11 protein-coding genes are annotated in these 13800 nt (G+C 61.8%); 7 read left to right on the top strand and 4 right to left on the bottom strand.

Translation table 11 applies throughout. The features are described 5' to 3' along the window. Positions 1 to 295 precede the first annotated feature (295 nt). Positions 296 to 2101, top strand: coding sequence for a glutamine--fructose-6-phosphate transaminase (isomerizing) (gene glmS, locus BLW62_RS02320; RefSeq protein WP_090504611.1), 1806 nt, complete (start codon positions 296 to 298; stop codon positions 2099 to 2101). A gap of 1107 nt (positions 2102 to 3208) precedes the next feature. Here the strand turns inward: glmS and BLW62_RS02315 are convergent. After that, positions 3209 to 4243 (bottom strand): hypothetical protein, encoded by a 1035-nt coding sequence (locus tag BLW62_RS02315; protein WP_090504607.1) that lies wholly within the window; start codon positions 4241 to 4243, stop codon positions 3209 to 3211. 681 nt (positions 4244 to 4924) lie between these two features. Between BLW62_RS02315 and BLW62_RS02310 the strand changes: the two genes are divergently transcribed. Then, complete coding sequence (locus BLW62_RS02310) at positions 4925 to 5254, top strand: hypothetical protein (RefSeq protein WP_342706744.1); 330 nt, start codon at positions 4925 to 4927, stop codon at positions 5252 to 5254. Between the two features lie 108 nt (positions 5255 to 5362). On the opposite strand, the gene BLW62_RS02305 is transcribed toward BLW62_RS02310, so the two are convergent. Next, positions 5363 to 5923, bottom strand: a complete 561-nt coding sequence (locus BLW62_RS02305) for a hypothetical protein (RefSeq protein WP_139305368.1) — start codon at positions 5921 to 5923, stop codon at positions 5363 to 5365. Positions 5924 to 6090: 167 nt separating this feature from the next. On the opposite strand from BLW62_RS02305, the gene leuS reads away from it, so the two are divergent. The 3 genes from leuS to BLW62_RS02290 all read left to right on the top strand — a co-directional run bounded on the left by leuS (position 6091) and on the right by BLW62_RS02290 (position 10134). Then, a complete protein-coding gene (leuS, locus tag BLW62_RS02300; protein WP_090504601.1) occupies positions 6091 to 8898 on the top strand; it encodes a leucine--tRNA ligase in 2808 nt (935 codons plus the stop codon). Between the two features lie 196 nt (positions 8899 to 9094). Further along, the gene (locus BLW62_RS02295; protein ID WP_090504598.1) at positions 9095 to 9382 is read left to right on the top strand and encodes a HalOD1 output domain-containing protein; all 288 of its coding nucleotides are present in this window, start codon (positions 9095 to 9097) and stop codon (positions 9380 to 9382) included. Positions 9383 to 9528: 146 nt separating this feature from the next. Continuing rightward, positions 9529 to 10134 (top strand): DUF420 domain-containing protein, encoded by a 606-nt coding sequence (locus BLW62_RS02290; protein WP_090504595.1) that lies wholly within the window; start codon positions 9529 to 9531, stop codon positions 10132 to 10134. 100 nt (positions 10135 to 10234) lie between these two features. Here BLW62_RS02290 and BLW62_RS02285 read toward each other — a convergent pair whose 3' ends face one another. Further along, positions 10235 to 11383, bottom strand: coding sequence for a pyridoxal phosphate-dependent aminotransferase (locus tag BLW62_RS02285; protein WP_090504592.1), 1149 nt, complete (start codon positions 11381 to 11383; stop codon positions 10235 to 10237). Next, the gene (gene ribH / locus BLW62_RS02280) at positions 11380 to 11802 is read right to left on the bottom strand and encodes a 6,7-dimethyl-8-ribityllumazine synthase (RefSeq protein WP_090504589.1); all 423 of its coding nucleotides are present in this window, start codon (positions 11800 to 11802) and stop codon (positions 11380 to 11382) included. The genes BLW62_RS02285 and ribH overlap by 4 nt, the downstream gene beginning before the upstream one ends. Before the next feature lie 301 nt (positions 11803 to 12103). Here ribH and BLW62_RS02275 point away from each other — a divergent pair, with 301 nt between their 5' ends. Beyond that, entirely contained in the window at positions 12104 to 12508 is a 405-nt protein-coding gene (locus BLW62_RS02275; protein WP_090504585.1) for a carboxymuconolactone decarboxylase family protein, read from the top strand. A gap of 66 nt (positions 12509 to 12574) precedes the next feature. Further along, the gene (locus BLW62_RS02270) at positions 12575 to 13786 is read left to right on the top strand and encodes a 5-(carboxyamino)imidazole ribonucleotide synthase (RefSeq protein ID WP_090504582.1); all 1212 of its coding nucleotides are present in this window, start codon (positions 12575 to 12577) and stop codon (positions 13784 to 13786) included. Positions 13787 to 13800 lie beyond the last annotated feature (14 nt).

The following is a 13800-nucleotide window of genomic DNA, read 5'->3' as shown; positions in this document are numbered from 1 at the left end:
GCTCGTTTGCACGAAATGCAACCGAATTTCAGCGCAATCTGACCATCACCCTCAGCTTATTCGTGGTATAGTAATGGCCCGCCGTAGTCTTGGAGTGAATAGTGACCCGGCCTGTCGGCGATCGGCCATTGGTCGGGTAGGTGACAATAATGACATACAACGGCACTGTACGGCAGGTATCCGTCTCGAACCGACTCTCGATGACCGTTCTACAGACGGTTCGACTCGCTGTCGACCGGTTATCCAGTCGTGCGACGTCGTCCCGAAATCGTATCCGCCTCGAGGTGAGCGGCTAATGTGCGGAATTATCGCACGCATTGGGCACGGAAACGCAGCAGAGACGCTGCTTTCCGGCCTCGAAAACCTCGAGTATCGCGGCTACGACTCGGCGGGAATCGCGGTTCAGAACGGCTCCGGCGTCAAGATCCACAAGTGCTCGGGTGAGGTCTCTGATCTCAAATCCTCCCTCGAGTCACGACCCCACGGCAACATGGGAATCGGACACACGCGCTGGAGTACCCACGGTCCGCCGACGGACGAGAACGCACACCCACACACGGACACGGCAGGTGACGTCGCGGTCGTCCACAACGGCGTCATCGACAACTACGACGAACTCCGCACAGAGCTCCAGGCCAAGGGCCACGAGTTCGAAAGCGAGACCGACACCGAGGTAATTCCACACCTCATCGACGACTACCGCGAAGAGACTGGCGACAGCGAAACGGCAGTCCGTCGCGCCGTCGAAACGCTCGAGGGGAGCTACGCGATCGCCGCGATCGTCGACGGCGAAGAAGCGGTGTACGCCGCGCGGAAAGGCTCGCCGCTCGTCCTCGGTCTCGACGAAGAGGAGTGGTTCCTCGCGAGTGACGTCCCCGCGTTCCTCGATTACACCGACGAAGTCATCTATCTCGAAGACGGCGACCTCGTCGTGCTCGAGCCGGATTCCTATCAGATCACCGACCTCGGTGGCGAGACGGTCGAACGATCGATCGACACCGTCGATTGGGACCCCGAAGACGCCGGGAAAGGCGAGTACGACCACTACATGCTCAAGGAGATCAACAGCCAGCCGACGACCCTCGCGAACACGATCGAGGGGCGGGTCCAAGACGGTGACGTCGTCTTCGAGGATCTCCCAGAGGGAACGTTTGCAGACGTCGAAACAGTTCAATTCGTCGCCTGTGGGACCTCCTATCACGCGGCGATGTACGCAGACCAGTTGCTGCGGTCGGCTGGTATCAGAACGGACGTCGTCCGCGCGAGCGAGTACGACTCGATGTCCGGACCCGTAGACGAGAACACGCTCGTCGTCGCGGTCACCCAAAGTGGCGAGACGGCAGACACGCTCGACGCCGTCCGAACGGCGAGTGCGAACGGCGCGCGGTCGCTCGCCGTCACCAACGTCGTCGGTTCGACGGCCGCTCGAGAGACTGACGACGCCGTCTACATCCGTGCCGGCCCGGAAGTCGGCGTCGCCGCGACGAAGACGTTCTCCTCGCAGGCGGTAACCCTCGCGTTGCTCTCCCAGCAACTCGCGGCCGACATTCCCGATGTCAGTCCTCCCGAGGACAGCGATGTGATGCTCGAGTCACTCGACGCGCTCCCGGGACACCTCGAGACGGTCCTCGAGAAATCGAACGCCGAGTCGCTCGCGTCGGAACTGATCGACAGCCAGTCGTTTTTCTTCATCGGCAACGGACTCGGTCACCCGGTCGCACTCGAGGGCGCGCTCAAGTTCAAGGAAATCACGTACGAACACGCCGAAGGGTTCGCTTCCGGCGAACTCAAACACGGTCCGCTCGCACTCGTGACGCCGGAGACTCCCGTCTTCGCGGTCGCGACGGGTTCCGACAGTAAGACGAAGACGAACGCGATTGAGGCCCAGACGCGTGGCGCACCGATCGTCGCCGTGAGCCCGGACGATAACCCACTCGTCGACGTTGCTGAGGACCACCTCTCGATTCCGGACACGCACCCCGTCTGGGCTGGCCTCCTCGCGAACGTGCAACTTCAGTTGCTCTCGTACTACGCGGCGGACGAACTCGGCCGGTCGATCGACAAGCCACGGAATCTGGCGAAGAGCGTGACGGTCGAATGATTCTCGCGGACCGCTTCTAACCTGTATTTACGCCCCGTTCGCCGTCCATCGACGATGGGAGGCCGTTTCTCGTGTATCGATAGTCTCCCCTATTTAACAACCAGGTGTTGGATTTGTATCGACGAGCAACGGTACTACCGCGTCACGCCGCCAACAACCCCTCCAGTTGGTCGTTCTCCCGGTCGCAGCGGCTGGCAACTATCGCGTCCCACTTCGGAGGGGCGCGTTAGACGTGACCCGTGTCGAGAGACTCGAGGTCGTCATCGCTGCCCCTACAGCGGATATGACCCGAGGCGTGCTGATCGACGAAACGACGCAGTGTATTTCGACGCCGAGAGATCGGTGCAGCGCCGTCGACGGGGCGAGGCAAGCGACGTGGTCATCCAAGGTGCCTTCGGTGATGTGCGCGCGTACACGATCTACGTGTGGCTCCCTGTCCAACGACTAGCGGAGTGGGCGGGGCTCGAGGTACCGAGCGGGATTCGTGAACCAGGGAAACCATCACCGTTGGCGAATCGGACGAAACGGATGACGTCTCGATCCGCTCGACAGAGAGGTGTTCGGACGACGATTCCGATACGTACTGCTCGTTGCCGGGTTCACGGCTCGGATCGACCCTGTGAACGAACAGGCGGATGAACCGAAGGCACCGGCGGAGAGTAACACGTGTAGATTGTACACGGAGGTTTGAGCGCCACCGATTGGACAGGTGGCTGGGCCAACACCGCTTTGCTTCGAACGACCCTAATGGGACGACTCTCGATCTGAGAGTGCTTCGGTACGTTCCGCGTTCAGTACGGGCTGAGGTCTTGGCTGCAGCGTTCCGAGCCACGAGTACAGCACCCGCGAATGACTTGCGGGTGCGAGCGGGCTCTTGACCGGTGATTTTCACGAGCGGTTCTCTCCGAACGAAGTTTTCGAGGTTTGAGAGGGTCGAAGTAAAAAGAGACGCGTGCACCCGTGATAGGAAATTCGTCCAAGAACGAATGTGTCTAAGTGATCGGAGCAAAACGGCGTCAACAAACCACTCGAGCGGCACCGATTTTCGCTAGACCGTTAGTCCTCCTCGAGTTCGAAGTGGGTGGATTCTATGTCGTCGTCAACCTTCTACGTCCCACTCGAGCCGAAGAACGAACCGTCATCGTCGTCCGCGCCATCATCGTCGTCCACGCCATCATCGTCGTCCACGCCATCATCGTCGTCCACGCCATCATCGTCGTCTGCGTCGTCATTCTCCGTCCCACTCGAACCGAAGAAATCTGAACCATCATCGTCTGCGTCATCATCGTCTGCGTCATCATCGTCTGCGTCATCATCGTCTGCGTCATCATCGTCTGCGTCATCATCGTCTGCGTCATCGTCGTCTTCGGCCTCGAGCTCGAGGGTGAGTTCATCGTCGTCGCCGTCGATTTCGACGTCGTCTTCGGCGGACTCGTGGTCGTCTGCATCCGCGCTCACCGTGTAGTCGGTGTCTTCGACCTCGAAGACGGCTTCGCCGTCGCCGTCGACATCTTGTTGGTCGCTCAGACCGAAGCCGCCGTCGATTTCGACCGTCGCGTCGGTGACCGCGTCACCGTCGTCGTCCTCGGTCGTAACCGTGAGTGTCTGTTCGTCGTCTTCGTCTCCATCGCTGTCGTCACCGTCAGACGGATCTTGATCGTCGTCGCTATCGCCGTCATCGCTATCGTCTGCGTCGTCATCGTCACCTGCGTCGTCGTCATCGCTATCATCTGCGTCGTCATCGTCACCTGCGTCGTCGTCATCGCTATCATCTGCGTCGTCATCGTCACCTGCGTCGTCGTCGCTATCGTCTGCATCGTCGTCGCTGTCGCCATCGTCCGCGTCGTCGTCGCCACTGTCGCCGTCGTCCGCGTCGTCACCGTCATCACCCCCGTCGTCTGCATCACCATCGTCGCTTTCGTCTGCGTCGTCACCGTCATCATCGTCGGCATCGTCGGCCGGTTCCGCATTGTCGTCTCCGTCGTCCGAGACGGAGCCGAGCATGCCGCCGACCGATGCACCACTCGCAGCGAGTCCGAGGCCGACGATCAAGAAGACGATTCCGCTGACGGTGAGCAGGATCTGGATGGTACTCTGAATCGACTGGGCTTCGGCGTCGCGTTGATCGACATTGGGACTCATAGATTAAACCCCCAGGTAGGTCCCCGAAGTGTCGCCAGCGGTCTTCGACACGTCCACTCGCGATCGACCGACAGTCGAGACAGTCGACTGACGGCGTGCCATCGCACGAGTACCGAAAGCTGGTGTGGCCACCGTGGCGGCGCGTCGGACCAGCGCTCGACTCGAGTGGCGGTTCGAGCCACAGAGGTGGGCACGATGTCTATCGCGTCCGCGTGTCGGGACAGTCATTGTCGGTTCGTTTCGTCTATCGGCGGATGACTATACCGCTGGTAAGACTGTTTCAGCAGTCGAAAGCGTGCTCTCAATCAAATGGGGGTTGTCAGATAGCCCAAATTCTTGTCTATTTAGTAACGAAGAGTGGACCGAGTAACCACGAACTACCGTCGATGGGCGGTACCCACCAGTCCCCACTTGGTGCGATGAAATCCACACGTAGCCAAACGGGTAATGAAGGGGCGAATTAAGGTTTCAATCCAGTTTCGATCCGGTTCGTGGAACAGTCGTGGCCGTTTTTGTCCGAAGTCAGCTTTCGCTCACCTGGAGATCACTATGAGCGAATCGACAACCAACGACTCACCGAGCGGAGAGGCGAGTACGCGAGAGCAAGGCGAGCCAGACGGACAGAAGTCGCTCAGCGGCATCGTGTCGGTTATCGGCCTGTAGATTGCCGTCTCACCGACGATGTACGAGACGGCAGCATCGATTACCTGGAACAATACGATAGCCGGCGGCGCGATCTTCTTGCTCGCGGGGGACAACTTCTACCGAATCGTCGCCGGACACTCGACCAGCACGGGTGTCATCTCACCCGTAACCCTCCTCGCGCTGTGGACCATCGTTGCACCGTTCGCCTTCGAGGGCCAGTTCGCGATGGCCACTCTCGGCGTCGCGAGCGAGGGGCCCGTCTGGAGTAACGTCGTCTCCGGGCCCATCGCGGCAGGACTCGGGGCGTCCATCGCCTACGCTGCGGGTTCGGATGTCCGAACCGGAACGCCAGCCGAAACGTGTTGACGAATCGCCACGAAACCGTTACCTCGTTTTGAGGATCCTGTTCGGGACAATGAAAGTTCACTCGAGTAGCTGCATCACTATTCGGCCGCCGAAACGGCGGTGTCACGGTCAGTCGTCGTCGCCGTCATCGTCGCTACCGAAGAGTCCGTCAGATCCGAACGGGCCATCGTCACCGAAGGGGCCGTCGTCGTCATCGTCGGCATCGTCGGCCTCGGTCACGTCGTCGTCATCATCTGTCTCAGTGACGCCATCGTCGCCATCGTCCGCGTCAACGGAATCGTTGTCCGCCATCGCATCGTCTCCGACAGACTCGTTCGTCGGTTCGTCGTCCGACTCGTTACTCCCGAAGAGGCCATCGCCATCGCCAAACGGAGGATCGGTCTCGTCGGTATCGTTCTCACTCGAGTCGTTGTCCGCCGTCTCCGAGTCGTCATCGTCCGTGGCATCGTCGTCGCCATTTTCGGCCAGGGACTCGACGCTCGAGTCGTTCGCCGGGGAGTTCGAATCTGCGTTCGCCTCCGGGCCGAGGAAATCGGGGCCGAGTCCGGGCGTAAACACCATCGCGAGCGCGACGAACGTGAGCAAAACGACGACAGCGGTAACCAAGACTGTCGATGTGGGCGGTCTCGAGTCGTCGCCAGACCTGTGGGGATCACTTGAGCGAGCCATTCGATACTCGTCTTGTTCGGGGAGAGTGACTTTGTTAAGGTCAGCCAACTTCGAGACGAACTGATACTGACGGCATCTCGGCGAATTCCATCGGTGCTGAACTCTCCGCGCGGGCCGAACAATGAAATAGCCGGCACGCACACTGTTCGCCAAGAACGCTCGCTACTATGACGAATCATTACGATCACGCGAAGGTCCAGGAGTTCTGGCAGTACGTCTGGGAACGCGACGATGTCTATACGCTCCCTGCAGACGCCGAGGATCCGACGTACGTCCTCGGAATGTTCCCCTACACCTCCGGGACGCTCCATATGGGACACGTTCGGAACTACGCGATTACCGACGCCTACGCCCGGTACCGGCGAATGCGCGGCGACGACGTACTCCACCCGATGGGGTGGGACGCGTTTGGCCTCCCCGCCGAAAACGCTGCCTTCGAGCGGAAGACCGACCCGCGCTCCTGGACCGAAGCGTGCATTCGCCGGATGCGCGAGGAACTCGAGACCATGGGCTTTGGCTACGACTGGTCTCGAGAAGTGACCACCTGCGAGCCGGAGTACTACCGATGGAACCAGTGGCTGTTCAAACGCTTCTACGAGGCCGGACTCGTCGAGTACGAAGCGGCCTCCGTCAACTGGTGTCCCGACTGCGAGACGGTTCTCGCCGCGGCCCAGGTGGAAGAGCGCGAAGTCGAACAAAGTGAGACCTCGGAGAATGCGGACGGTGACGCCGCGAGCCGCGTGACCGAACGGAGTGAGACTTCGGAAGGAGCGAGCCACAACGCTGTGAGCCCCGAGACCGAACGCGTCTGCTGGCGCTGTGAAACGCCGGTCAACCGACGCGAACTCGATCAGTGGTTCTTCACGATCACCGACTACGCCGAGGAACTCCACGACGGACTCGAGGCCCTCGAGGGGTGGCCAGACGGCGTTCGCGAGATTCAGCGAAACTGGATCGGGCGACAAGAGGGAGCCAGAATCACGTTCGAGGTTCCAGACGCGGACGGCGGCGAGGTCGACGTCTTTAGCACTCGCCCGGAGACGGTCTTCGGGGCGACGTACCTCGCCGTGTCGCCGGGCCACGATCTAGCGCGAGCGCTCGCCGAAACCGACGAGGAAGTCGCGGAGTACGTCGAGTCGGTCCGCGAGAAAGACCCGAGCGACGTCGGATTCGCCGGCGTCGAAACCGACGCGACGGCGATCAACCCGTTAACCGGCGAGGAACTGCCGGTGTACGTAGCGGGGTACGTCCTCGAGGACGTCGGCACCGGGGCCGTCATGGGCGTTCCCGCCCACAACGACCGAGATCACTCCTTCGCGCGCGAGCACGATCTACCGATCGAACAGGTCGTCGTCCCGTCCACGCCGGCGGCTCACGACAGCCTCGAGAGTGGCCCCTACACCGAAGACGGAATCGTCGAGTACAATGGAGACACCGAAGACGGCTACGAAACGGACTACGACGGCCTCGAGAGCGACGTGGCCCGCGGCCGAATCGTCGACGAACACGATGAACTCGAAAGCGACGTAACGTACCGGCTGCGCGACTGGCTGATCTCCCGCCAGCGTTACTGGGGGACGCCGATTCCAGTCGTCCACTGCGAGGACTGTGGGCACGTGCTCGTTCCCGACGAGGAGCTACCGATCGAGCTTCCCGAATTCGTGCGGACGACGGGGAACCCCCTCGAGGAACACGACACGTTCCACGAGACGACGTGTCCGGACTGTGGCGGACCCGCTCGCCGCGAGACGGACACGATGGACACCTTCGTGGACTCCTCGTGGTACTTCCTGCGATTCCTCTCACCCCACCTCGAGAACGCGCCGTTCGACACCGACCTCGCCGACGAGTGGCTTCCCGTCGACGTCTACGTCGGCGGCGAGGAACACGCCATCCTCCACCTGCTCTACACGCGATTCTTCACGAAGGCGCTGGCGGACCTCGACATGCTCGAGCGCCGCGAACCCATCACGGAACTCAAGAGCCAGGGAACAGTGCTCTACGACGGCGAGAAGATGTCGAGTTCGAAGGGGAACGTCGTCGCGCCCCAGGAGTACGGCGCGGAGACGACGCGGCTGTTCGTTCTCTCGGCGGCCCACCCTGAACAGGACTTCGAGTGGACGGCGAACAACGTTCGCGGGGCCTACGACCTTCAACAGAATTTGTACGGCATGGCGGCCGCGTTCGTCGAGGAAGGCGACACGCGCGTCGAACGTGAGCCACACGACGAGTACGTCAGCCGGGAGATCGACCGAACAATCGCCGCCGTCACCGAAGAGTACGACCGATTCCGGTTCCACCGGGCCGCGACGGAGATACAGGAACTCGCTCGACTTCTCCGCCGGTACAGGGCCTACGACCAACCACACGATGAGTGCTACCGACGCGGGCTACTCGCACTCGCCGCGTTGATCGCACCGATGGCCCCCCACCTCGGCGAGGAGTGCTGGAACAAACTCCGAGGTGACGGACTCGTCGTCGAGGCCGACTGGCCGACGCCAGAACACGACCTCGAGAACTACCGACTCGAGCGACGCCTCGTCGACACGACGCTGGCCGACGTGCGAGATATCGTCGAGACGGCGGCGATCGACGATCCTGAGCGGATCGAACTCGTCGCCGCACAGGAGTGGAAGTACGATGTCACGCGCGCGCTCGAAGACCACGTCGACGCCGCCGGTGCGAACGTAGAGCCGACATCGATGATCGACGCCGTCCTCGACGGTGACACCGTCGCGGAACTCTCGGTCGATCGCGAGCGCGTTGCCACGTTCCTTTCAGCGCAGGCGACGCGGGGCGAGCAACGAGACGACGAGCCCTCGCTTCCAGCGACCGAGGAGCGAGCGATACTCGAGCGAAGTTCGTGGCTCGTCACCGACGAGTTCGATGCGTCCGTCGTCGTCCGTCAAGCAAAGGCGGACGACGAGTTGGCCACGCGGGCGCGACCGGGCAAGCCTGCGATTCGAATCGAGTGAGTGTGGCAACCGAGATACTGATCAAACCCATGTCATTACGACGTTGTCGTTGTGCTGACTCGGCGGAACGAATCGTCGCGGCCTGACCAGAGTTTGGTCTCGCCGTCCTTCGATATCGAAGGTTTTCAGCCGGTTCCGGTCAGGTTTTCGGGACGGAAGGACAGTTTTATTCTATCTGATTCGGTAGAGTGTCAGTATGACGGAGGGGGACGGCGACAGTGTTGACATGTCCTGCCAGAAGACACCGAGTCAGGCCGTAGTCGAAGCGGTCGCTGCGGCCGAAGGAGTTCCGCCTGAAGAGTTGTGTCCACCGGCCTACGAATCGTTGTACACTGTTGTCGATCCAGAAGCGCTCGACTCGCTCTTTGCATCGCAACCCAACGGCATTCAACGACCGAACGGCGAAATTTCGTTTCCGTTCTGTGAGTACGACGTTACCATCGAGTGGAACGGCGAGATAACGCTCGAGGAGTTATCCGACTGACGGACACGCCGCCGCGAACGTGTACCGCCGAGTTGTCGATGCACTCGAGGCTGTCATCGTGTCGACGCGACCGCATCGCTTGGACCAGGGCGTGTGAGCGATAGCGAACAGCAAGACAGATACGGCGTCTATTCAAACGTCCACTAATGGCGACTGCTTCCGCGAGACGGCGGCTTCGAGAACAGCCGATCGGTGCCACGATTGCGCTAACGATCGTCGGGTACGCACTGGTCTTCGGGACGTTCCTCCTCGACTTGCCGATCTACCCGGATCTAACGCCCGATCAGGTCACGATATTCACGCACGCAATTGCGGTGATCAATGCAGTGACCACGATCCTCATCGTCGCCGGTTGGTACTGGATTCGAGTCGGTGAGGTCGAAAAACACCGAAAAGCGATGATTAGTGCATTCGTCTCCATCGTGTTGTTCTTAGTTACGTATCTGACTCGAGTCGGCGGTGGAGACGGTGAGAAGCAGATCGTTGCACCTGCACTCGAGACGCTAGCCTACCAGATCATGCTTGGAATCCACATTATCCTCTCGATCGTGGCCGTTCCGGTCGTGCTCTACGCGCTGATTCTCGGGTTGACACACACCCCGTCGGAACTTCGGAACACGTCCCACGCGAAAATCGGTCGCATCGCCGCGGCGTCGTGGGTAGTCAGTCTCGTCCTCGGCGTCGTCACGTACGTGATGCTCAACCACGTCTACACCTACGAATTCGCCATCGTCGTCGCTCCGCTTCCCTAATCCGAGGCACTGGCGATTTGTTCGACGACAGCTCGTTTTGACCCCGCTTACACGTCCGCCAATCCTTCGAAAACAAAACCGAGACGCGAGGAGTACGCGATTACAGGTAGCCTTCGTCGGCCAGTCGCTCGATACCTTCCTCGAGTCGTTCCTCGCTCGCGGCGTAGGAGATTCGAGCGTAACCGGGCGTGCCGAACGCGCTGCCAGGGACCGTCGCGACGTGGGCGTCTTCGATCGCACCCTCACACCAGGCCTGATCGTCGTCGTCCACGGGAAGCATCATGTAGAACGCACCGTCCGGCACGGCGACGTCGACATCGTGCTCTTCGAGTAAGTCGACGACGAGTTCGCGGCGCTCGCTGAACGCTTCGACCATCTCCGACACTGCGTCGTCGGTGTTCTCGAGTGCCTCGATTCCGGCGTGCTGGACGAAGTTGACTGCGGAGGAGACCGAGTGGCTGTGGAGTTTGCCAGCCTGGTCGATCAGTTCCTCGGGGCCGGCAAAGTAGCCAAGCCGCCAACCAGTCATCGAGTAGGCTTTCGAGAAGCCGTTGACGGTGATCGTTCGGTCGGCCATCCCCTCGAGCGTGCCGAGGCTCGTTGGCTCGACACCGTAGGTAATCTCCTTGTAGATCTCGTCGGAGATGACCGTGATGTCGTGTTCGACGGCGAGGTCGCGCACGCCCTCGAGTGCCGCGTCGGAGTAGACCGCGCCGGTCGGGTTCGACGGCGAGTTGACGATCAGAAGTTCGGTGTCGTCGGAGACGGCCTCAGTGAGGTCGTCGAGGGCTGGCTCGAGTTGGAAGTCGGAGGTGGAGAGATCGACGCGCGTGAGGTCGCCGCCAGCCATCTTGACCATCGCCTCGTAGGAAACCCACGCGGGGTCAAGCAGGGCGACCTCGTCGCCCTCGCCGATCAGGGCCTGAATGATTTCGTACAGCGCCTGCTTCGCACCCGGCGTGACGATGATCTCGTCGGTCGTGTGCTCGAGGCCGTCGTCGGCGAGTTTGTCGACGATCGCCTCGCGGAGGTCGATGATCCCCGCAGAGGTGGTGTAGCCGGTGTGGCCGGCGTCCATCGCGTCCTGGCCGGCGTCGACGACGTTCTGGGGCGTCGGGAAGTCGGGTTCGCCCACGGAGAGGTCGACGACGTCTGCGCCGTCGTTCTCGAGTTCGGTCGCGAGCGCGGAGATGGCGAGGGTTGCGGACGGTTCGACTCGGGTCAGGCGGTCGGTGAATTCCATGGTCATTGTTGGTCTTCAGCGTCGGGAAGTTCCTCGACGAGGTCGAGCGCGCCGTCGACGGCTTTCGCCGCGTTCTCGACGCGTTCGCGCGATTCGGCGGCGGACATGCCCGGTCCCGTCACGCCGAGGGTGACGGGCGTATCACGCTCGAGGCTCACGTCAGCGAGGCGCTGTGCGGCCGCGTCGGTGATAACCTGATCGTGGTCGGTGTCGCCAGTGATGACCGTCCCAATGACGGCCACGGCGTCGACGGCCTCGAGACGGGCGAGGCGATCCGCCGCGAGTGGCGCATCGTACACGCCCGGAACGGTGACCGTGTCGTACACCTCGGCACCCGCCGACTGGGCGGCCTCGAGGGCGTCATTCTCCATCTGCTCGGTGATCGGACGGTTGAACTCCGCGACCACCAATCCGAGCGTGGTCATACGCGAGCGGTGGAGAGGGCGGGTAAAAGAGGTACCGTTCTCGAGCGACGCGGATCTCGTCGGTGCGTGCGGCCGTCGACACGTGTAAGGACGTGGACCGATCGCCCGTTCAACCCGAGAGTGACACTGCCGTTTCCAGGTTTCGGGCTAATTCTATCCCCCCTGTTATCAGATAGCCATCGGTTAGTTTCATCACCGTTCGTGTCGTACTATCACGTGGATTTCCCACTCTCGTGAGCGGCGAGTCGGTCGGGCGCAAGGAGTGGTCGAACGGCGGGTGAGAATCCACAGGAGGGTCCCAATGGTATCGACAGAAATACAGGAAGAAATCGAGGCGTATCTCGGAACGGTTCCAAGCTGGATCGAATCGCTTCCGGAACCGGCCGCAGATCACAGTTGGAAACTCGTGCGCGACCTCCAGTTGGAAGAAACCGAGCTATCGGCACGCGAGAAGGCACTCGTCGGCCTCGGCGCGGCGAGTGCGACCCAGTGTCCGTACTGCGTACACTTCCACAGAGCGGAGGCCGAACTCGATGGCGTGACGGACGAAGAGTTGCAAGAGGCGGTCAACATCGCGGGAGAAGTCCGATACTTCTCGTCGGTCCTACACGGCTCCGAGATCGAGTACGATGCGTTCGTCAGCGAGACGGCGGAGATGGTCGAACACATCGAAACGCAACAGGCCGCGATGTCGGGAAGCGACTGAGCCTCCGGCTCTGCGGGCTGTATTTTTTGAGAATCCTTAAGCACAGCCGCCCGAAACCGCCGTGCAATGACCACGCTCGAGACGCCGGGACCGACAGTCGGCGTCGTCGGAGGGGGACAACTCGGACGGATGCTCGGCGAGGCGGCTGCACCGCTTGGCATCGAGGTGATCGTACTCGATCCGACGCCGGAGTGTCCGGCAGCACCCGTCGTTAGCGACCAGCTCGTCGCCGGGTTCGACGACGAGGAAGCCATCCGTGACCTCGCCTCATGCGCGGACGTGCTCACGTTCGAAATCGAACTCGCCGATCAAGACGTCCTCGAGCGCGTCGAGGCGGAGACGGGCACGCCGGTCCACCCGAAACCCGCGACGCTGCGGACGATTCACGACAAACTCGTCCAGAAGCGGGAACTCGAGGACGCTGGGATCCCCGTTCCACCGTTCCGGGAGGTCGAAGACGCCGACGACGTTCGGGAAGCGATCGACGACTACGGCGCGCCGGTGATGCTCAAGGCCCGAACGGGCGGCTACGACGGCCGCGGCAACGTCCCCGTCGAGTCGAAAGACGAGGCTGCAGACGCCCTCGAGTCCGTCGCCGGTCCCGCGATGGTCGAGGCCTTCGTCGAGTTCGAGCGCGAGGTGTCCGTCATCGCGGTGAAGGGTGAGGACGACGTCGCAACCTTCCCGCTCGGGGAAAACGTACACGTCGAGGAGGTTCTGCGGGAAACGATCGTGCCCGCGCGCTCGAGTGCGGACGTGACGGAACGTGCATACGAGGTTGCCCGAGACGTCCTCGAGGTGATGGACGGACGCGGCGTCTACGGCATCGAACTGTTCGAGACGAGCGAGTCGGCGCGCGCTGACGGTGACCCGGGTGAGAACCGAGCGGGCGGCGGCGAAATTTTGCTCAACGAGATCGCACCGCGCCCGCACAATTCGGGCCACTGGACGATCGAGGGAACACACCACTCCCAGTTCGAACAACACCTCCGCGCGGTGTTGGGGTGGCCCCTCGGTGAAACCCAACTTCGCTCGCCGACCGTGCTCACGAACCTGCTGGCCGACGTCGAAGACGAACGGACGGCGCAACTGCGCGATATCGATTCGGTGCTCGAGACGCCCGACGCGCACCTCCACTGGTACGGCAAAGAGCAGGCCCGCCCGCTCCGCAAGATGGGACACGTGACGGTGTCGGGTCACGAGGAAGACGCCGACGTCGAGGCCTTGCTCGAGACCGCGCGCGACCTCGAGGACGGACTCACGTTCCGACCCGAGTAACGAATCGCGCGGCG

This window comes from Natronorubrum sediminis (assembly GCF_900108095.1).
In the GTDB taxonomy this organism is placed as follows: domain Archaea; phylum Halobacteriota; class Halobacteria; order Halobacteriales; family Natrialbaceae; genus Natronorubrum; species Natronorubrum sediminis.
The sequence above is the reverse complement of the archived record's forward strand: the minus strand, read 5'-3'. Positions and strand labels throughout refer to the sequence as shown.